The sequence below is a fragment of the Paenibacillus apii genome (assembly GCF_011043685.1).
In the GTDB taxonomy this organism is placed as follows: Bacteria; Bacillota; Bacilli; order Paenibacillales; family Paenibacillaceae; genus Paenibacillus_AQ; species Paenibacillus_AQ sabinae.
On sequence record NZ_JAAKGU010000003.1, the window covers coordinates 377681 to 397540 of the forward strand.

General features: G+C 55.6%; 17 protein-coding genes. 14 read left to right on the forward strand and 3 right to left on the reverse strand.

Annotated features, from left to right (window positions below):
- The first annotated feature begins 79 nt into the window (after nt 1-79).
- The 12 genes from G5B47_RS10130 to G5B47_RS10185 all read left to right on the forward strand — a co-directional run bounded on the left by G5B47_RS10130 (nt 80) and on the right by G5B47_RS10185 (nt 12538).
- The gene (locus G5B47_RS10130) at nt 80-1681 is read left to right on the forward strand and encodes a spore germination protein (protein WP_165097437.1); all 1602 of its coding nucleotides are present in this window, start codon (nt 80-82) and stop codon (nt 1679-1681) included.
- Nucleotides 1678-2781: a GerAB/ArcD/ProY family transporter gene (locus G5B47_RS10135; protein WP_165097438.1), complete on the forward strand. Its 1104-nt coding sequence runs from the start codon at nt 1678-1680 to the stop codon at nt 2779-2781. Before G5B47_RS10130 ends, G5B47_RS10135 begins: the two co-directional genes overlap by 4 nt.
- The gene (locus tag G5B47_RS10140; protein WP_165097439.1) at nt 2778-4034 is read left to right on the forward strand and encodes a Ger(x)C family spore germination protein; all 1257 of its coding nucleotides are present in this window, start codon (nt 2778-2780) and stop codon (nt 4032-4034) included. Before G5B47_RS10135 ends, G5B47_RS10140 begins: the two co-directional genes overlap by 4 nt.
- 10 nt (nt 4035-4044) lie before the next feature.
- Nucleotides 4045-4278, forward strand: a complete 234-nt coding sequence (locus tag G5B47_RS10145; RefSeq protein WP_165097440.1) for a hypothetical protein — start codon at nt 4045-4047, stop codon at nt 4276-4278.
- A gap of 4 nt (nt 4279-4282) precedes the next feature.
- Entirely contained in the window at nt 4283-5383 is a 1101-nt protein-coding gene (locus G5B47_RS10150; RefSeq protein ID WP_235949798.1) for a GerAB/ArcD/ProY family transporter, read from the forward strand.
- A gap of 95 nt (nt 5384-5478) precedes the next feature.
- On the forward strand, nt 5479-6174 hold the full coding sequence (locus G5B47_RS10155) for a response regulator transcription factor (protein ID WP_165097441.1): 696 nt from the start codon (nt 5479-5481) through the stop codon (nt 6172-6174).
- Nucleotides 6171-7190, forward strand: coding sequence for a sensor histidine kinase (locus tag G5B47_RS10160; RefSeq protein ID WP_165097442.1), 1020 nt, complete (start codon nt 6171-6173; stop codon nt 7188-7190). The genes G5B47_RS10155 and G5B47_RS10160 overlap by 4 nt, the downstream gene beginning before the upstream one ends.
- Nucleotides 7191-7308: 118 nt before the next feature.
- Nucleotides 7309-8079: an ABC transporter ATP-binding protein gene (locus G5B47_RS10165; RefSeq protein WP_165097443.1), complete on the forward strand. Its 771-nt coding sequence runs from the start codon at nt 7309-7311 to the stop codon at nt 8077-8079.
- On the forward strand, nt 8054-10000 hold the full coding sequence (locus G5B47_RS10170; RefSeq protein WP_165097444.1) for an FtsX-like permease family protein: 1947 nt from the start codon (nt 8054-8056) through the stop codon (nt 9998-10000). The genes G5B47_RS10165 and G5B47_RS10170 overlap by 26 nt, the downstream gene beginning before the upstream one ends.
- A 171-nt stretch (nt 10001-10171) precedes the next feature.
- Complete coding sequence (locus tag G5B47_RS10175) at nt 10172-10426, forward strand: FeoA family protein (RefSeq protein ID WP_165097445.1); 255 nt, start codon at nt 10172-10174, stop codon at nt 10424-10426.
- The gene (locus tag G5B47_RS10180; protein WP_165097447.1) at nt 10423-11154 is read left to right on the forward strand and encodes a FeoB small GTPase domain-containing protein; all 732 of its coding nucleotides are present in this window, start codon (nt 10423-10425) and stop codon (nt 11152-11154) included. Before G5B47_RS10175 ends, G5B47_RS10180 begins: the two co-directional genes overlap by 4 nt.
- Nucleotides 11132-12538 (forward strand): ferrous iron transporter B, encoded by a 1407-nt coding sequence (locus G5B47_RS10185; RefSeq protein WP_165097449.1) that lies wholly within the window; start codon nt 11132-11134, stop codon nt 12536-12538. The genes G5B47_RS10180 and G5B47_RS10185 overlap by 23 nt, the downstream gene beginning before the upstream one ends.
- Before the next feature lie 87 nt (nt 12539-12625).
- On the opposite strand, the gene G5B47_RS10190 is transcribed toward G5B47_RS10185, so the two are convergent.
- From G5B47_RS10190 to G5B47_RS10200, 3 genes are all read right to left on the reverse strand, one after another.
- Nucleotides 12626-13450, reverse strand: coding sequence for a pyruvate, water dikinase regulatory protein (locus G5B47_RS10190; RefSeq protein ID WP_165097575.1), 825 nt, complete (start codon nt 13448-13450; stop codon nt 12626-12628).
- 59 nt (nt 13451-13509) lie between these two features.
- Complete coding sequence (gene ppdK, locus G5B47_RS10195; RefSeq protein WP_165097452.1) at nt 13510-16188, reverse strand: pyruvate, phosphate dikinase; 2679 nt, start codon at nt 16186-16188, stop codon at nt 13510-13512.
- Nucleotides 16189-16439: 251 nt separating this feature from the next.
- Nucleotides 16440-17867, reverse strand: coding sequence for an aminotransferase-like domain-containing protein (locus G5B47_RS10200; protein WP_165097455.1), 1428 nt, complete (start codon nt 17865-17867; stop codon nt 16440-16442).
- 145 nt (nt 17868-18012) lie between these two features.
- Between G5B47_RS10200 and G5B47_RS10205 the strand changes: the two genes are divergently transcribed.
- Both G5B47_RS10205 and G5B47_RS10210 read left to right on the forward strand, forming a co-directional pair.
- Complete coding sequence (locus G5B47_RS10205) at nt 18013-18999, forward strand: DMT family transporter (protein ID WP_165097458.1); 987 nt, start codon at nt 18013-18015, stop codon at nt 18997-18999.
- Between the two features lie 190 nt (nt 19000-19189).
- Complete coding sequence (locus tag G5B47_RS10210; protein WP_165097460.1) at nt 19190-19846, forward strand: helix-turn-helix transcriptional regulator; 657 nt, start codon at nt 19190-19192, stop codon at nt 19844-19846.
- Nucleotides 19847-19860 lie beyond the last annotated feature (14 nt).

The window sequence follows — 19860 nt, forward strand, 5'->3', positions numbered from 1 at the left end:
AAGCCAGAATAAGGAATCTCCTTCCGGGCATACTACAGCAGAATAGTCAAAAGCTGCGCCCAAGGAGGGAAGAGTTGCCATGAAGCTGAGATTCCTGTCAAACCATAAAGCCGCAGCCCGGCCGGAAACCGTTACGGCTTCATCCAAGCCGCTGGAATCCTCTCTGGACGCCAATGTGGCGGAAATCAAGCGGCGGATCGGAAGCAGCTCTGACGTGGTATTCCGGTCGTTGTCCAATCCGGCCTCCGCTTTCCCTTCCCTGACTTTCATCTATATCGACGGACTGGTCAATGCCGATCTGGTCACCCAGGCCGTTATCCAGCCCCTGACGGACTGCCGGGATTTACTGGAACCGGGCCTCACGAACGAGAAAGCCTTTCTGTTAATCAAGGAGCAAATCCTGACTGTCGGCGGAATCAAAGAATGCAAAACGGTGGAAAACCTGCTCGGCATGCTGTTCGAAGGAAATACGATTATCCTGCTTGACGGCGCCAAGACGGCGCTGGCCGCCGGTACCTCCGGCTGGGAGACACGGAGCATCAATGAACCGACCTCGCAGGGCGTTATCCGCGGTCCCAAGGAAGGCTTTACCGAAAGCCTGCGGACCGGCACCTCCATGATGCGCCGGAGACTCAAGAACGCCGATCTGCGGATCGAAGAATATAAAATCGGCCGGCGGACCCAGACCGGTATCGCCCTGGTCTACCTGCATGGCATCGCTAATGAGCAGGTTCTTGCCGAAATTCGTAAAAGGCTGGACGCCATTGATACGGACAGTATTCTCGAGAGCAATTACATCGAGGAACTGATTGAGGACGGCGGAATGACGCCTTTTCCGACCATTCAGAATACGGAGCGTCCCGATGCAATGGCCGGAGGCATTCTGGAGGGACAGGTCGGTATCCTTATTGACGGAACGCCTTTCGCCCTGCTCGCTCCGGCGACTCTTTTCAGCTTTTTCCAATCCAGCGAGGATTATTACCAGCGGTATGACATTTCCTCTTTCCTGCGGTTAATCCGTTTTACCGCCTTTTTCGTGTCTCTGCTGCTTCCCGCGCTCTATATCGCCATCACAACCTTCCATCAGGAGATGCTGCCGACAACGCTGCTGATCAGCTTGGCGGCGCAGCGTGAAGGCGTTCCCTTTCCAGCGCTGATCGAAGCGCTGATTATGGAATTGACCTTCGACGTTCTGCGCGAAGCCGGGGTGCGGATGCCGCGGGCGATCGGACCGGCCATCTCTATCGTGGGAGCGCTTGTGCTGGGGCAGTCCGCCGTTCAGGCGGGCCTTGTGTCCGCCGCCATGGTCATCGTGGTGTCCTTCACGGCGATTTCAAATTTTGTCATCCCGTCGCTCGCCATCGCCAACTCCATCCGGCTTATCCGATTTCTGATGATGCTGATCGCCGGTTCCATGGGCCTGTTCGGCATCATGTCCTTTTTGATGGTGCTCCTTATCCACATGGCCGGGCTCCAGTCGTTCGGCATTCCGTATTTATCTCCCGTAGCTCCGATGAAGCCGCCTTATCTGAAAGATATTTTTCTTCGCATGCCGATGTGGAAAATGAAGCTGCGCCCGAGCACATATGGAAGCCAGGAAGCGCCAAGACAGAACCTGCCTGCGGAGCAGCCGCAGGCTCCCGGCAACCCACCCGAACAGCAGGGAAGTGAGCACTCTTGAGAGGAAAAATCGGTAACGTACAAGCCATCTTTCTCGTCGTCAGCGCCATTTTCCCCACGGCTATCGTGGTGCTTCCCGTCATTATTGGGAAATACCTCGAGCAGGATTCCCCGCTTGCGGTAATATTTTCGGGGTTGATCGGTCTCGGCATAGCCTGGCTTATCGGAACCATAATCAAGGCCACGGGCGGCGCGCCTTTTTTGGAATGGGCAGGCCGTAAAATCTCACCCGTCTTCGCTGTCGTGATCGGCATTCTTCTGCTTCAGTATTATCTGGACCTGACGACGAACGTTTTGCGCGTGTATGTAAACTTCATCAAGGATAACGTGCTGCTAAACACGCCCACGGTTATTACGGCCGTTATTATTATGCTTGTCACTCTGTACATGATCAGCCGGGGCATTGAAGCCATTTCCCGGATAAACAGCATTGTAAACCTTATGCTTCTCATGATCTTTCCGCTATATATCTGGGGATTGACAAAACATATCAACCTGCACCGGCTGCTGCCTATATTCGATCATTCGGCGGCTTCCTTTGCGCTTGCCTCCCTTACGCCGATTGGGTGGATGTCGGAAGTCTCCGTGCTGCTTTTTTTCGGACCTTATTTAAAGTTTCCGCGAAAAGGCACATTTATCGGCGTGATCGGCATATGCCTCGTGACCCTGGTAATGTTTGTGGAGATTTTGATGACTTTGGTTGTTTTTGGGCCCCAGTACATGAAGGACATCGCTTACCCGATATTTTCGACGATCAGTATCATTCAGGTCGGCCGGTTTATCGAGAATCTGGATGTTTTGTTCATTTCTTACTGGACGATGTCCGTCTATATGAAGCTCGCTATTTTTCTGTTTGCTACCGTTCAGTGCTTTAAGCAGACCTTCCGCATCCGGAATGACAGACCTTATCTCGTGGCGCTTTCGGTAGTAATCATCACGGAATGCCTGTATACCTGGCGGGAACCGGAGAAGTTGAATCTTTTTAACGAAGAAGGCAGAATTATCGTTTTTTTACTCTTCAATATTCTGCTGCCCTTGGGAATTCTGCTATGGACCCGGATTAAAGAACCGGTCATCAAAAGAAAGGAGTACAAGACATGAGCAAGAAGAAACGAATACATCGTAAAATGCGCCATAAAGGGCGGAGTCTCCTGTTGGTTCTTTCCCTCCTGTCGCTCCTCACCGGCGGCTGCTGGGATGACAGGGAGCTGAATGAGCTGGGCATCGTTTCGGGTTCTGCCTATGACTGGGAAGATGATGAGTGGAAAGCGACCTATCAGGTAATCAATCCTTCGTCCGGTACCAGCAGCATGGGGGGCAGCGGCGGAGGCAGCACAAGCTCCCCTCCTTTTTTGACCTATACGGTAAAGGGGGCTACCATTGCGCAAGCTGTCGAGCGTACCAATCTCACCAGCACGCGCGAGATGTTCTTCTCCCACTCCCGGATTACAGTGATCGGCGAATCGGTGGCGAAACGAGGAATCAGCCAGCTCATCGATCTGTTTCTGCGAAAACCCGACGCCCGTGAGACGGTCTACGTATTCCTGACCGAAGGAGAAGCGGGCCGGATACTGAACCAGCTGATGCAGCTTACCAAGAATCAGGGCGCGGGCATCCAGCTTATGATTGAACAGGAGGCCAGATTGACCTCCTATTTTCCCGGTACACGGATGTACGAACTGGCAATGCAGTTGACCTCCGACTCGGAAAGCACGACGGTGCCGGAAATCAAGCTGACCGGCAATCGCGTGATGGACCGGACGGACGACACAGCCCAAACCGATCTTCCTTCCCGGATCGCCTTCGGGAGATTGGGCGTGCTGAAAGAAGACCGTTTCGTCGGATGGTTGTCCCAGCGGGAGGCGTTCGGATTGTCGTTCATGACTGACAAGGTTAAGAGAGCGAACATTTCTTTTCCCTCCATCCCCGGAAAAAGCGATCGGGACGATGCTTCCGTTACGCTTCTGCATTCATCAACCTCCGTCCGTCCGATCTGGGAGAACGATCATTACGTCATGGATATCGACATTAAAGCAGGCGGTATATTGAACGAACTCGGAAGCGAACTGGATCTGGAAAAAGTATCCTCCATGCGCCAAATGGAGCATTCCATCGAAAACAATATTGTTGAAATCATAAATACTTCCTGGCATGCAGTCAAAAAACTGAATGCCGATGTGACCGGCTTTGCCGTCTCCATTCACCGCAATCATCCGAAGCGGTGGAAGCGGATTAAACAGGAAGACAGCTGGGATACCGTATTTCAGAATATTGAAATCCGGCCGCATGTGAAAATGAAAATTGAGCGGATCGGTCTTACCGGCAGCTCTTATAAATCACTCGAACCGAAATGAGGCTGATATTATGCAAATGGCTGTGGTCATTGCGTTCTACGCCGCTGTCTTCTTGTGGGGATGGCGGCAGCTGAGGGGAAAAGGAAGCGGTCTGCACCGGGTGATACTTGGCGGTTTACTCGGATGGGCCGCTTACGTGAGCCTTGCGGGTATAGCCACGGTTCCCCATCTCAGCATATCTTCCGCCTACATTGTGTTTTTTCAGCCAGTCGGAAAAGCGATTATCGGATGGTTAGGAGGTTAGAGCATTGTCACGGATAAAAAAACGGATCACAGGTCTTCAAATCTCGTTGATGGTAATCCTGTTTGAAATCGGCAGTACCCCCCTGTTTCTTCTGGGAGCCGACGCCAGACAGGATTCCTGGCTGGCGATGAGCGTCGGGGCGGCCGCCGGGTTCGCGCTTCTTTTCCTCTTCCTGTGGATTCAGCGGCTCATGCCGGAATTGGATCTTGCAGGAATGCTCCATTTCGGCTTTGGCCGTATCGCCGGCACCTTCTTCGGCGCAGTATATGCCTGCTATTTTTCCTACCAATCCATGCGTAATTTGCGCGACTTCGGCGAGTTGACCTCACTGACTTTGCTCCAATCAACACCTATGTCCATCACGATGCTGGTGTTCGTTCTGGTTGCAATATATGCGATTTGGAAGGGAATAGAGATCATTTTTCGGCTCCCGGAGATTTTGCTTCCGGGCCTGCTGTTTTGTTACTTCCTGCTGATCGTCCTGTTCATTCTGATGCGGCATGTCAATCTCACGCGGCTGACACCTGTCGCCGAGAATGGGCTCTGGCCGATTCTGCAGGCGGCGCTGCCCGAAATTCTCTCTTTTCCTTTCGGCCAGATGCTCGTCTTTCTGCTGTTGTGGCCGCTTTGGGAGAAGCCCGGCGTTCCTGTAAAACAAACGGTCTGGGCGTATATCGGAATCAGTGTGTTCCTGATATTTATGAATGCGCTGAACATCGCCATTCTGGGTCCGGATCTGGCCGGCAGTTCCTATCTCCCTTTTCTCCAATCTGTCCGTACGCTGTGCAACTTGCGGTTTATCGAACGGCTCGATATCCTCGTCACCATCATGATTTATATCGGGTTGTTCATTAAAATGCTGATTTGGTACTACTGTGCAGTGGAGACCGCGTCCGGTATAACTAAAATACCCCGAAAATGGTTGATTTTCCCGGTAGGAGCGCTTATTTATGGGGCATCCTTCATCGAAAGAAGCTTTACCCAGCACGTGGCCATCGGCCTTGGGCCCAGCACCCGGATCGACACCGTCTTTCAAATATTCATTCCGCTGATCCTTGGTTTGGCAGCCGCGGTTAAGAGGCAGTCTCGAAGTGCCCCGGATTAGACGCCGGCCCGCGAGAGGACTACAAACCGCCTTATCGATGAGCTATGATAGAAGCGGTGAACCTCCCGCAAGCAGATCAGATGAAGGAGAATGTCATGGAAACCATTTTGATCATAGAGGATGATGCCAAGCTGGCTGGGCTGCTCGAAGCCTATCTCTCGAAATACGGCTTCCGCACGGTTGCCGCCAAGGATTTTGACAGTGTGCTGGAGGCCTTTCTGGACAGCGGAGCAGATCTCGTGCTGCTGGATGTCAACCTCCCGAAATACGACGGATATTACTGGTGCCGCCAAATTCGCAGCCGGTCGCTCTGCCCGATCCTCTTCATCTCCGCCAGAGACAGCGGAATGGATCAGGTGATGGCGCTGGAGAACGGAGCCGACGATTACATAACGAAGCCTTTTCATTATGAGGTGGTGCTGGCCAAGATCCGCAGTCAGCTCCGCCGGGTCTACGGTTCTTACGCGCAGCAGCCGGAAGAACGGACGGTACGCTCGGGCCAGCTGACTCTCTATCCCGAACGCTTTGCCATTCAGCATGGAGAGCTGACATCGGAACTGACCCAGAAAGAGTCTGTCCTGCTGGAAGCCCTGATGCTGAAGGAAGGCCGCGTCGTCAGCCGCGAGCGGCTGCTCGACCTCATGTGGGAGGACCAGCATTTTATAGATGACAACACACTGAATGTCTACATAACGAGAGTGCGTAAGAAGCTCAAGGAACTGAATGCGGACAATGCTGTGGAAACGGTTAGGGGAGCGGGATACCGGCTGAATGTCGCCGGGGCGTCATGAAGCTGTTCCTGAAGGTACAGCTTCCGCTGCTGTTGTTCTATACGGTTCAAATGCTGCTCGTGCCGCTTCTCTATTGGCTCACAGGCGAAGGGCGCCCCTTCTCCATTATGCTGTACGGCGCAGCGATCAGCGGATCGGTGCTCGCCGTTTATCTCGCATTCCGCTACATCAGCCACCGCCGCCTCTATGCCAAGCTTTCCGAGCCAGAAGCTTACATCGATAACGCCTTCGAGCCGCTAGGTAACGCTCCCCTTCCCGAAGCTTTCGAGAATCTTCTGGAATCGTATGGCCGCCATTACCGGGATCGCCTTGGCGAAGAGGCCCACCGCGTGGACAGCCAGATCACGTTCATGAACCGCTGGGTCCATCAAATGAAGACCCCCCTATCCATTATTCAGCTTACCGCCGACGAATTGGACGATGCGGCGGCGGACAGCATCCGCGAGGAAGTCGACCGGCTGCGCAAAGGGCTGGAAATGGTGCTGTATACTTCCCGGCTGGACCGGTTCGAGGATGATTTCAGCATCGTGCCCGTCTCTCTGCGGAAGGCGGTCAGCGAGACGGTGGCCGAGAACCGTCGGCTCTTTATCCGGCGGGGCGTGCAGGCGGATATCCGGATTGGCGAGGAGCTCCAGGTCTATACCGACGCCAAATGGCTGAGGTTTATGCTGGCCCAGATTCTGACCAACGCCGTGAATTATTCGGGCGGCTCCGGGAAGACCGTCACCGCCGCAGCTTTCCAGCGAGGCCGTGAGGTCATCCTGGAAATTCACGACGAAGGCATCGGAATCGCCCCTGAGGATCTTAAACGGGTCTTTAATCCTTATTTCACGGGCGAACGAGGACGGGAGTACCGCGAATCGACCGGTATGGGTCTGCATCTTGTCCGCGAAATATGCAAGCGGCTTGGACACCGGGTGGAGCTTTCCTCGCAGCCCGGCAAAGGCACGGCGGTCCGCCTATTTTTTGACTCGGGGGTTCCTGCGGATACGAACATAACCTTAACCGGACTGTAAGGAAACCGTAAGGTAAATCCATAGCAGCCATCGGGCGATGTACGGTACATTGGGAGTGTAACAGGATACTTAGCGGGGCATAGCAGAATCGCCCCAACCCTGGAAAGGAAGGTCTCTCATGAATGTATTGGAAGTCACCGCCCTCAGCAAAATCTATCCGGGCAAAATCAGCACCCGCGCCCTTACCGATATCCATCTCGGCATCGAGAGCGGAGAATTTGTCGGCATAATGGGCCCGTCGGGCAGCGGCAAAACGACACTGCTCAACATGGTCTCCACGATTGACAGGCCCAGCTCAGGCGAAGTAAAGATCAACGGCAGCAACCCTTTTCTCATGAACAAAAAGGAGTTGGCTCTGTTCCGCCGCAGGCAGCTCGGCTTCGTCTTTCAGGATTTCAATCTGCTCGAAACGCTCACCGTCGGCGAGAATATCGTGCTTCCGCTGACACTGGACAAGCGCAGGCTCTCCGAGATGAAGACGCTGCTTGGGCAGGCTGCGGACCGTCTTGGAATCACGGATATTCTAGACAAGCGAATCTACGAAATTTCCGGCGGACAGCGCCAGCGGACGGCGATTGCGCGGGCCATTATCTCGTCGCCTTCCCTGATCCTGGCCGACGAGCCGACGGGTTCCCTGGATTCCAATGCCTCGCGGCTCGTGATGGAGTCGCTGGAGAACATCAACCGCAGTGCGGGAGCCACATTGATGCTGGTCACGCATGATCCGCTGGCCGCCAGCTACTGCAGCCGGATTATTTTTATCAAGGACGGCAAGCTCGCGGCCGAGATCCGCCGGGGCGAGAGCCGCCAGGCTTTTTTCCAAAAAATCATCGACACGCTGTCGTTCTGGGGAGGGAACAGCCATGAGCTTTCCTCAGTTCGCGTTTAACAACATCCGCCGGAACGCCCGGTCCTATGTCGCTTTTTTTCTAAGCAGCGCCTTTATGGTCATGGTCTTCTTCGCTTACGCCGTATTCATGTTCCATCCCGACGTGACCTCAATTGAGCTCGGGAGGAACTCCGCAGCGGGCATGAAGATCGCCTCTTACATCGTGTTCATCTTCGCCTTCTTCTTCGTGCTGTACTCCATAAGCGCATTTCTGAAATCCCGCAATCTCGAGTTCGGCATCCTGACGATTCTGGGGGCGCGGCCGGGACAGATCAACAAGCTCATTTTCATGGAAAATATGCTCATCGGGCTGTTCTCCATCGTGACGGGTATGGCAGGAGGCCTGCTGCTGTCCAAGATGTTCCTGCTGCTCAGCACCAAGATGATCGGCATCAGCGATCTCCCGTTTTATTGGCCGGTAAAAGCAATATTGGTAACGGCAGCCGCATTCCTCGCCCTGTTCATCGTCATCTCGGCGTTCACCCTGCTGTTTATCCGGAAGAACCGGGTGCTGGAGCTGCTGAAGGGCACGAGCAAGCCGAAAAAGGAACCCAAGACCTCCCTGCTGCTGTCCGTGCTGTGCATTGCGCTGCTTGCCGCCGGATATTGGGCGATCCGCCAGCCGCTGGACCCTAAATGGCTGCTTGTCGCGGCGGTAACAGGTATTGCCGGCACTTACTTTTTCTATACCCAGTTGTCCGTACTTACGATCCGCCTGCTTAAGCTCAGCCGCAGACGGCTGTGGCGCGGAACCAACCTGCTCTGGGTTTCGGAGATGGCTTACAAGCTGAAGGACAATGCCCGCATGCTGTTCCTTGTGACTGTGGTTACGTCGCTCGCCTGTATGGCTTCGAGCTTTCTGCTCTCGCTGAGCAACGCAAACGAGGGTGCGTATATGAGCAGTCCGTTCGCCTTGAACTACACCGCTTACCATTCGACAAATGAGAAAGAGGATATTCAAATGATCCGCGGCCGTCTTCAGGTGGAAGGACTGAAGTTTACGGAGAATAAAGTAGATCTGCTGCGCGGTTCCGTTCGGGATGGCGGCAAATCTCAAATGCTTGAAATCCTGCCTTTGAGCCGGTACAACGAATTGACGCCGCAGATGGGAAGCGAGATCGAAGCCGCGCTGCGTGGCAGCGAAGCTGTTCTGGTCATTTCAGGCCAGCTTGACAACGAGAAATACGTAAAGGATAACCGTTTGACTATTACAGATATCCCGGACCGGACATTTACCGTAAGAAAAACGTATACGCCTGTAATTCCTCCCTTCGGACAGTACGCCTCCCCTCTTCTGGTTGTCGGAGACGATACCTTTAATCTTCTATCCAAGACTTCCGAAGAGCGAAACCAATCGGCGCATTTTACAAGATATTTGTACAAAATACCCGCATGGGATGGCCAGCTCCCGGCCGCAGACAGCCGGAATGTCGCCTTGTCATCCGAACTGGTCGACTCGATCAATGAACGGAATAAGCAGTCTGGCAACTGGGATTCCATGATGGATGCAAGATCCAGAAATTATATCGGGACGAAGCAGGGAATGTCGATGCTTGGCTTTATCGGCATCTTCATCGCCCTGATCTTCTCCGTCTCTTCAGCGAGCTTTCTCTACTTCCGCCTGCACTCCGAGCTGGCCGCCGACCAAAGAATGTACCGCGCGTTGTCGAAGATCGGACTCAGTCCCGGCGAGATGTCCGGCTCGGCAACCAGGCAGATCGCGTTGCTCTTTTACATCCCCATTCTGGTCGCCTGGGTTCAGACCCTTGTTGTCATACGGCCCGTTCTGAACCAGATTCAGGTCTACGAAATCACAGTCCCGGTTCTTATGACGATCGGCGCTTTCCTGGCGGTGCAGACGCTGTATTTCGCCGTTGTAAGATCACGTTATGTTCACAGTCTGAAGAGAACAATGGTTTAGAACTCGAACCCCCGTGCTGAAGAAGCTTTTCTTCATCGCGGGGGATTTTGTTAAAATTTAAGTTTCCTCAGGGAAACTTTTTTGTTGCTGGGACAAATTTGTTCGCGTATACTAATATCATGGAACAGCTCAACAGTCGGATGTTTTGACATAAAAGAAAGGGTGACCGTTATGGCCATAACCGGTATTCCGTTATCCGAAGCCGCCAAAGGCAGTGTCCTTGAAATCAGCGGCATGAGTGTGCAGGGCGTTATGAGAAGAAGACTGCTGGATCTGGGTTTTGTTCCCGGCAATACGGTTGAAGTGCTCCGGAGCAGCCCTCTCGGGGACCCGACCGCATTTCGTGTAAGCAATACGACAATTGCGCTGCGCAGGGAAGAAAGCTCTCTTATTTTTGGTAATCCGATTGGAGGGAATGAGAGATGAAGTCTTACACCGTGGCCTTTGCGGGCAATCCGAATACGGGAAAAAGCACGCTGTTCAATCTGCTGACCGGCATGCGGCAGCACACCGGCAACTGGGCAGGCAAGACGGTCATAACCGCCGAAGGAACGTTTACGCATAACGGCAAGGAATACCGCGCCGTCGATCTTCCGGGCACCTATTCCCTGTACTCCAACTCGGCCGATGAAGAGGCGGCGCGCGATTATATCATTTTTGAGAAGCCGGATGTGACGTTAGTCGTACTGGACGCAACCTCGTTGGAACGGAACCTGAACCTCGCTCTGCAGGTGCTGGAAATTACCGGACGGACCGTAATCTGCATCAATCTGATGGACGAAGCGCGGAGGCTGGGCATCGATATCGACCTAAAGGCCATGTCGAAGCGCCTTGGCGTACCGGTCATCGCCATCTCGGCCAGAAACAGAACCGGAATCAAGGAGCTGCTGGATCAGGTGGAACGGGTTGCGGACGGAACCTTCGCCGCAGAGCCCCTGCGGATTCCGTACAGCGAGGAAATCGAGCGCGGCATCGCCGAGCTCCTCCCGCTCGTGGAGCAGTCCCTTGGAGCCGATTACCCGGCCCGCTGGATCGCGCTGCGGCTGCTGGACGGCGATGAAAGCCTGCTCGCCTCCCTGCGCAGGGAGAGCCTGGGGATCAAGAGCACGATATCAAAGGAGGTGTCCGGCCATGGAGCAACAGCCTGCCATTAAAGCAAGCAGCGCGCTGGATTCGCTGATTGCCTCCGCCGAGAAGCTGACCAGCGGCGGCATCCGCGACGATATTGTCGGCGGCATCTATGGCGTCTCCGCAAGCATCTGCCGCGAGGCGGTCGCCTACCGCGACCGCGGCAAGCTGAAGAGCACGCATAAGCTAGACCGGATCGTAACCTCCAAAATCTGGGGCTTCCCGATCATGCTATCCATCCTTGGCGCCGTCTTCTGGATTACGATCGCCGGAGCGAACTACCCTTCGGGCTGGCTGGCCTCCCTATTCGGCTACATCGAGGGCTATCTGACCGCCGGCTTTCAGGCGCTGAACGCTCCCGAATGGCTGCATGGCGTGCTCGTTCTCGGCTTATACCGGGGGACGTCCTGGGTCATCAGCGTCATGCTGCCGCCAATGGCCATCTTCTTCCCCGTCTTCGCCCTGCTCGAGAACTTCGGCTATCTCCCGCGCGTCGCCTTCAACATGGACCGCCTGTTCAAGAAGTCGGGCGGGCACGGCAAGCAGGCCCTGACCATGTCGATGGGCTTCGGGTGCAACGCCGCCGCCATTCTCTCTACGCGAATCATCGAGTCGCCGCGCGAGCGGATGCTGGCGATTCTGACGAATAACTTCGTCCCCTGCAACGGCCGGTGGCCGACGCTCATCCTGCTGGCCTCCCTGTTCATGGCGGGAGCCGCGACGACAGGAGTGCTGAAATCGCTGACCACCGCAGGCATCCTGATGGGCCTCGTGCTGCTGGGGATCGTCGTCACCCTGACCGTCTCCTGGGTCATGTCCAAGACGGCGCTGCGCGGCGTGCCGACGCATTATACTTTGGAGCTGCCGCCGTACCGGAGACCACAGATCTGGAAGACCATCCTGGTTTCTTCCAAGGAGAAGTCCCTGAATGTGCTGACGCGGGCCATCGTCATCGCCGCCCCGGCCGGGATTGCCACCTGGGTACTGGGCAATATCATCGTCGGCGGAGACAGCGTTTTGAACCATATGGCGTCTTTCTTCGATCCTTTCGCGCATCTCATCGGACTTGACGGCTACATCATCATGGCGTTCATCCTCGGCCTGCCCGCGAACGAGATTGTGCTGCCGATCCTGATGATGGGCTACCTGTCATCGGGAGCGATGGTCGATGTCGACAGCCTCGCGAATGTCAAGGATATCTTTCTCCAGCACGGCTGGACGTGGCTGACGGCGCTGAACATGATGCTGTTCTCGCTGCTGCATTATCCGTGCGGCACGACGCTGGTCAACATCTACAAGGAAACGAAAAGCGTAAAATGGGCCGTCCTGTCGGCCGTTATCCCGCTCGGCATCGCCATCGCCGTTACCTTCCTGGTAGCGCAGGCGGCATATGCCTTCGGCTGGGTATAGGACTTGAAGGAAGCTTAAAGACTTCATACGCCAAGGGCCGTCTCCCCTGCGCATCCTGCGCAGCCGGAAACGGCCCTTGCTTTCGTTCTATCGTATGAAGTCGATAATCAAACCCGCGGTCTCCTCGATGGATTTATCGGACACGTCGATCACCTTGCAGCCGATCCGCCTCATCAGTTCCTCGGCGTAAGTGAACTCCTCCACTACGCGGTGGGCGGCAGCGTAGTCCGCGTCCGCGTGCAGCCCAAGCGATCTCAGCCGTTCGGTACGGATCTTGAGAATGGACTCAAGCTCCATCGTCAGCCCGAAAATGCGGCGGCTCGGAATCTGAAACAGCTCCAGCGGAGCCTGAACCTCGGGCGTCAAGGGATAGTTCGCCACCTTGTAGCCCTTATGGGCCAAGTAAATGCTAAGCGGGGTCTTCGAGGTGCGGGAGACGCCGATCAGCACGATCTCGGCCAGGCCGATTCCCCGCGAATCCCGGCCGTCGTCATATTTGACGGCAAACTCCATGGCCTCGACCCGGCGGAAATACGCTTCATTCAATCGGCCTTCCAGCCCGGACCGCGCAAGGGGCGGGTTGTGGAAGGTACCCGAGATCGCCGAAATGACGGGACCCATGATGTCCACGGCACTCACACCGTGAGCGGCGGCTTCGCCGATCATCATTTCGGTCAGCTCCGGCTGCGCAAAGGTATAGGCAACAAACGTCCGCCGCTCGGCAGCTTCCCGCACCGCCTCGCGGATTTCCCTCCCGCCGGCAATATGACTGAAGCGTTTGATCCGGGCAGGCCGTGCCTCAAACTGCCGCAAGGCAGCGCTCACAACAGCTTCGGCCGTTTCCCCTACGGCGTCCGAGCAGATGATGATCCAGCGGCCGTGTTCCGCCTCTTCCCATTCGGTATCTGCCATGCTTCGGCTGCTTCGATTGTCCATTGTGCTCCCCCTCTACGAACGCCTCTTCGCCCCGCTTAGACGACCTGCTTCTCGGCCGGACTCTGCGGGTTCTCCGCTCTGTCAAGGAGAGCGGCCTGCGCCGCCGCTATGCGGGCGAACGGAATGCGGTACGGGGAGCAGCTGACGTATTCGAGCCCCGTGCGGTGGCAGAAAGAAATCGATTCCCGGTCGCCGCCATGCTCGCCGCATATTCCCGTCTTCAGGAACGACTTCACCGCCTTGCCCCGGGTAACGGCCCACTCTATCAGTTGGCCGACGCCGTCCTGGTCCAGAACCTGGAACGGATTGGCCTTGAGGATATTCCCGTCCAGATAGGAGTTCAGGAATTTCCCTTCCGCATCGTCGCGGCTGTATCCGAAGGTCATCTGGGTCAAATCGTTCGTGCCGAAGGAGAAGAAATCGGCATGCTGCGCAATGGTATCCGCCAGAAGCGCGGCTCTGGGCACTTCAATCATCGTCCCTACCCGGTATTTGAGCCCTCTGAACTCCTCGCTGAGCACCTGGCCCCCGATGTCGTCGACCAGCGCTCTCATGCGTTTCAGCTCATCCGGATGCCCGACAAGCGGAATCATTATTTCCGGGTGCACATCCACTCCCCGGCGGAGCGCCGATTGAGCGGCCTTAAAGATCGCCTCGATCTGCATTTCGTAAATTTCCGGAAACAAAATGCCCAGTCTAACGCCCCTCAGGCCGAGCATCGGATTGACCTCCCGCAGTTCATTCACTTTGGAGATCATAGCTTTCAGCTTCCGGACTTCTTCACCGTTCTCCCCGGCCTCCTCAAGCTTGCGGCACTCTTCCCGAAGCTGATCCGGGTTCGGCAGGAACTCATGCAGCGGCGGGTCCAGCAGCCGGATCGTCACCGGGAGGCCGTCCATCGCCCCGAACATATCTTCAAAATCGGCCTGCTGCATCGGCAGCAGCCGGTCCAGATAGAGCATCCGTTCCTCTCTGCCGCCTGCGAGAATCATCGACTGGACGATGGGAAGGCGGCTGCCCGAGAAAAACATATGCTCCGTCCGGCACAGCCCGATCCCCTCCGCGCCGAATTCCCGCGCCTTCCGGGCGTCATTCGGTGTATCTGCGTTCGCATAGATGCGAAGCTTGCGGATCTCGTCCGCGTAGTCCAAGAGCGCAAGCAGCTCAGGCGTAATTTCCGGATCGCTGAGCGACAGACCTCCCCGGAAGACCAGCCCGCCGGAAGCGTCCAGCGATATTTCCTCGCCTTCCGCCAGGGTAAGCTCTCCAATGCGTACGCTTCGGCCTGCATGGTCGATGCTCAGCGCTTCGCAGCCGCACACGCACGGCTTGCCCATGCCTCTCGCCACGACCGCGGCATGGCTGGTCATGCCGCCCCGGCTCGTCAGCACGCCTTCGGCGGCCAAAATGCCATGAATATCGTCCGGAGAGGTCTCCGTGCTGACCAGTACAACCTTGCGGCCGTCCTTGGCCCACCGCTCGGCGGTATCCGCATCCAGCGCAATCAAGCCGACGGCCGCTCCCGGGGAGGCCGGCAGACCTTTGGCAATTGGCGCAAGTTCCGGCGGGATAGCGATGGAACGGTGCAGGAGCTGATCCAGATGTCCCGGTTCAATCCGGCTGACAGCTTCCTCTTTCGAGAGGATACCCTCCTTCGTCAAATCCACGGCGATCTTGATCGAGGCCTGAGCCGTCCGTTTGCCGCTCCGGGTCTGCAGCAGGTACAGATTGCCGTTCTCGGCAGTGAACTCGATATCCTGCATATCCCGGTAATGAATTTCCAGAAGCCCGGCGGCAGCCGAGAGCTGTTCATAGACGAGCGGCAGTTCCTCGCGCAGCTCGCTGACAGGCCTCGGCGTGCGCACTCCGGCTACCACATCTTCGCCTTGGGCATCCGCCAAATATTCACCGTACAGTTCCCGTTCTCCCGTAGAGGGATTGCGGGTAAACAACACGCCGGTTCCGCTGCCGGTTCCGAGATTGCCGAATACCATCGCCTGGATATTGACCGCCGTTCCCTGCTCATCCGGGATACCGTACGCTTTCCGGTATACCTTGGCTCTCATGTTGTTCCAGCTTCGGAAGACGGCTTCCACCGCCAGCTTCAGTTGAACGCGCACATCCTGCGGAAACGGCTGCCCGGTCCGGTCCTCCACAATCCATTTGTATTTCCCGATAAGCTCCTTCCACTCACCCGCGCTGATCTCCTGATCGCAGGATCGCCCATTTTCCTTTCTGGCTTGTTCGATCAGCCGTTCGAAATAAATCGAGTGAATGCCAAGCACCACATCTCCGAACATCTGGATAAATCTCCGGTAGCAATCATAGGCGAATCTTTCGTTGCCCGTCTGCTCCGCAAGTCCCTTGACCGTTTCGTCATTGAGGCCGAGGTTCAGAATCGTGTCCATCATGCCCGGCATGGATGTTACTGACCCTGAACGCACGGATACGAGCAGCGGCCGGTTCACACCTCCGAATTCGGCAGATTTTGCCGTTTCCAGACCACGCAGCGCGTCATGAATCTCCTGCATCAGCCCTTCCGGCATCATTCCTCCAGCCGCGTAATAGGCCTGGCAAGCTTCCGTAGTTACCGTAAATCCCGGGGGAATCGGAAGGCCGAGAGCCGTCATTTCCGCGAGATTCGCTCCTTTTCCACCCAGCAGATTCTTCATCTCCGCATTTCCTTCTTCAAACCGGTACACGCGTTTCAGCATTTGATCAATCCCTCCGTAATTGAAAGTAGGATACAAAACTGCCCGCCAGACTGTGAAATAGGAGTAGCGCTTACTTAAGGTTGTAGCATGAATACCGCTATTTGGCAATATATATGACGTACTATTTAATGATTATATTTATATATGTCGCATTTATTCTGCGTGAATAAACAAAAACAGGCATCCCGCGAGATAAATATCTCCGGAATGCCTGCCGTATACGAGGACTTGCATGTATGACCTATGATTGCTTAAAGACTCCGCATCAATTCCGAAAGCTTGCCCATCCCTTCCCGCAGGACGTCTTCGGCGGCGAATGAGTAGCTGAGGCGAATCCAAGACTTCATAACTCCGTGCGGATCGCAGATTTCACCGGGCACGAACGCGATTGACTGCTCCTTGCTTTTGCGGAACAGCGTTTCGGGCGGTATATGCTCCGGCAGCCTCACCCACAGGTTCAGCCCTCCCTCCGGAGGGGTCCAGACGCATCCGGTTCCCGCGAGCTCCCGTTCCGCGATTTCCTTGTGCACCTGCAGCGCGATGCGGAGCTTGGCCAGATGTCCCTGCAGGCGCGGCGACGTAAAGTAGTGCAGGAAGATCTTCTGATTCAGCAGCGGCGTTCCGTTATCCGCCATGAACTTCGCCGCGATCAGCTTATCCATGAGCGGATACCGGCAGATGACGGCGCAAATGCGCAGGCCCGGCGCCACATATTTGCTGAAGCTGCCGAGATAAACGACCCAGCCCTCCGTATCATAGGAAAAAATCGGCGGCGGCGGTTCGGCGGCAAAATACATATCGCGAAAAGGATCGTCCTCGACGATCAGGCAGCGGTAACGCTCGGCCAGCTCTACAAGCCGCTTGCGCTGCCATACCGGAACGGTATACCCGGTCGGATTATGATGCGTGGGATTGATATAGAACAGCCGGGGCCGGTACTGCTCCATCAGCCGCCGGATTTCGTCCAGATCATAGCCTCCTGGCGTAATGTCGACGGAGAGCAGACGCGCGCCCCGCTGGCGAAAAATATCCAGCGCCGCACCGTAGGTCGGCCGCTCCACCATTACGCAGTCCATCGGCATGAGCATGATGGTGGCGATCAGATTGATCGCCTGCTGGGCGCCCGAAGTTATCAACAGTTCCTCCGGTTCGGCCTGAAGCATTCTGCTCACGCGGAAATGTCCGCTTAAGAACTCACGCAGCTCGTTATCGCCCTCCACACTGGAATAGGTGCCCATTACCTTCGGGTACCGATCGAACACCTCTTTGACATAATCGGACAAATACAGATTCGGCAGCAGATTGGGATCGATCAGCGCCTGGGAGAACTGGTATTTGACCGGCATGCGCTGAATGTCCGAGAGAGCCGGTGCAGGACTCGGACAGCCGCTTGCAGGCTCTGCTTTCAAGCTCGCCTCCAGTAATGGCGCCTCTTCGGACGCAGCCCCGGGCGCCACATAATAGCCTGACTTGTCCTTCACGTATACCCGGCCGTCCTCTTTCAGCCTGCAGTAGGCTTTAAACACAGTCAGCCGGTGAATCCGCAGCTCCTCCGCCAGCAGCCGGACCGACGGCAGCTTGTCATGCGCCCGCCACTCGCCCCTGTCGATCCGGACGGCCAAATATTCATATACCTGCCGGAACAGCGGATGCCGCCCGTTGCCGGATAACTCGTTCATTGCGAAGCCCCTTTTTACGCACGTTGTTGCCATCTATTGTACCTTATTTTACGTCCATCTGTTCTGTTCATTTTCATCTGTTCTGTTCCGATGCGGATATGATGGATTGAAAAAGAAAACGCACATGAACAAAGGAGCAATGAACATGATTATTTTGGCCTATAGCCTCGTCTGTCTGATCTTCGGCACCACCTTTCTAGCGATTAAAATCGGCGTTGACGCCGGAGCCCCTCCCTTTTTCACCGCCGGACTCCGGTTTTTTGCCGCGGGAGCGCTGCTGCTGCTGTGGATGTGCCTGAAACGCAAAGCTTCCTTCTCTCTGCTGCTGCGCAAGGAGACTATGCTTACCGGACTTGGGCTGACCTTCGGTACATTCGCCGCGCTGTATTGGGCGGAGCAGTACGTTTCCTCGGGTCTTGCCGCCGTCCTCTCCGCAACTGGACCGATGATGATCCTGCTGCTGCAGACGTTCCTTCTTCGGCAAAAGGCCTCTTCCCTGTCTCTGGCCGGCTGTCTCATCGGCTTTACGGGCGTGCTGCTGCTGGTCCTGCCCAGTCTGTCGCTTGATGTTTCCCCGCTCTGGTTCGCCGGCTGCGCCGTCGTACTGATCGGGGAATGCGCCTACGCCTCCGGCACGCTGTATACCCGGACCGTAATCGCCCGCCTTCCGGACGTTCATCCCATCGCGCTGAATGCGGCGCAAATGATTTACGGCGGAGCGCTGATGCTCCTTCTCTCCGTCTTTACGGAGCGTCCGAGCGCCGGCTTCATGCTCTCCTGGCCGGTTGCAGGCTCCTTTCTTTATCTCACCGTCGTCGGCTCCATGATCGGCCACAGCCTGTATTACTGGCTGGTCGCCAAGACGGACCCGATCTTCCCGTCTACCTGGCTCTACATTTCGCCGCCAATCGCGGTTGGCGCGGGCATCCTTTTTTACGGAGAGATGGTTTCATGGCTGACGCTGCTGGGTGTAATAACGATTATCTTCGGAACGATGCTGGTCAATGCGGGAGCCTTGAAGCAGCTATTAGCGAAGCTCGCGGCCGGTAAGGCAGCGGAGAGACATTTTGCCTGGACTTCCGCCTGGAGAGAAGGTTTCCGGCTGCACCAAAAGGCTAATAATGAGGATTAATGAGCGCTATATCAATCATTTTTCAAAAAAATTATAAATAGTACGTACTAATTGTTGCATTAATGATGAATATTGCGTATTATATAAGCAACGAAAGGGATTATTCCTCCAAGCATGACGCATTAAAGGAAGGGGGAGTCAAATTCGGCGGCCCTTTTCTAACGGAGGATCGCTTTCTTGCATCAGGAAAGTGGAGGGATTTGCAATCGAACTTACGTCCCGGCAACTACAAATTATCGACATTGTAAAAAAGAACGCTCCAATCACTGGCGAAATGATTGCCGAAGCCCTGCGGCTCAGCCGCCCGACCATCCGAGCGGACCTCTCGCTTCTGGTCATGCTCGACTATATCGACGCCAAGCCGAAGGTTGGATATTTCCCCGGCGGGAAATCCTCCCGGAGCCTTGGAAGCGGCTATCTGCTTCAAGAAACGAAAGTTAAGGAAATTCAAAGCGTGCCCATCATTATCCGGGAGACAACGACGATCCACGATGCGGTCGTGACGCTGTTCCTTCAGGATGTAGGCACACTCATCATTTGCGATGAGGAAGGCAAACTGACCGGAGTCGCCTCGCGCAAAGACTTCTTGAAAGTCACCCTTGGCAATCCTGGTGCCGCATCCATGCCAGTCAGCATGGTCATGACGCGCCAGCCCAAGGTGATTACGATCGGGCCTGACGACCCGGTGCTTGACGCCGCGCATAAAATGATTTTTCACGAGGTAGACAGTTTGCCGGTGGTTGTCCCCTGCGAAGGAGAAGGGGCCGTCGGAAAGCTGGACGTTGTAGGGCGGCTGACCAAAACTTCCATCGTAAAACTTCTCCTCGATACCGAAGCCAATGGATAAGGGGAGGAATCGAG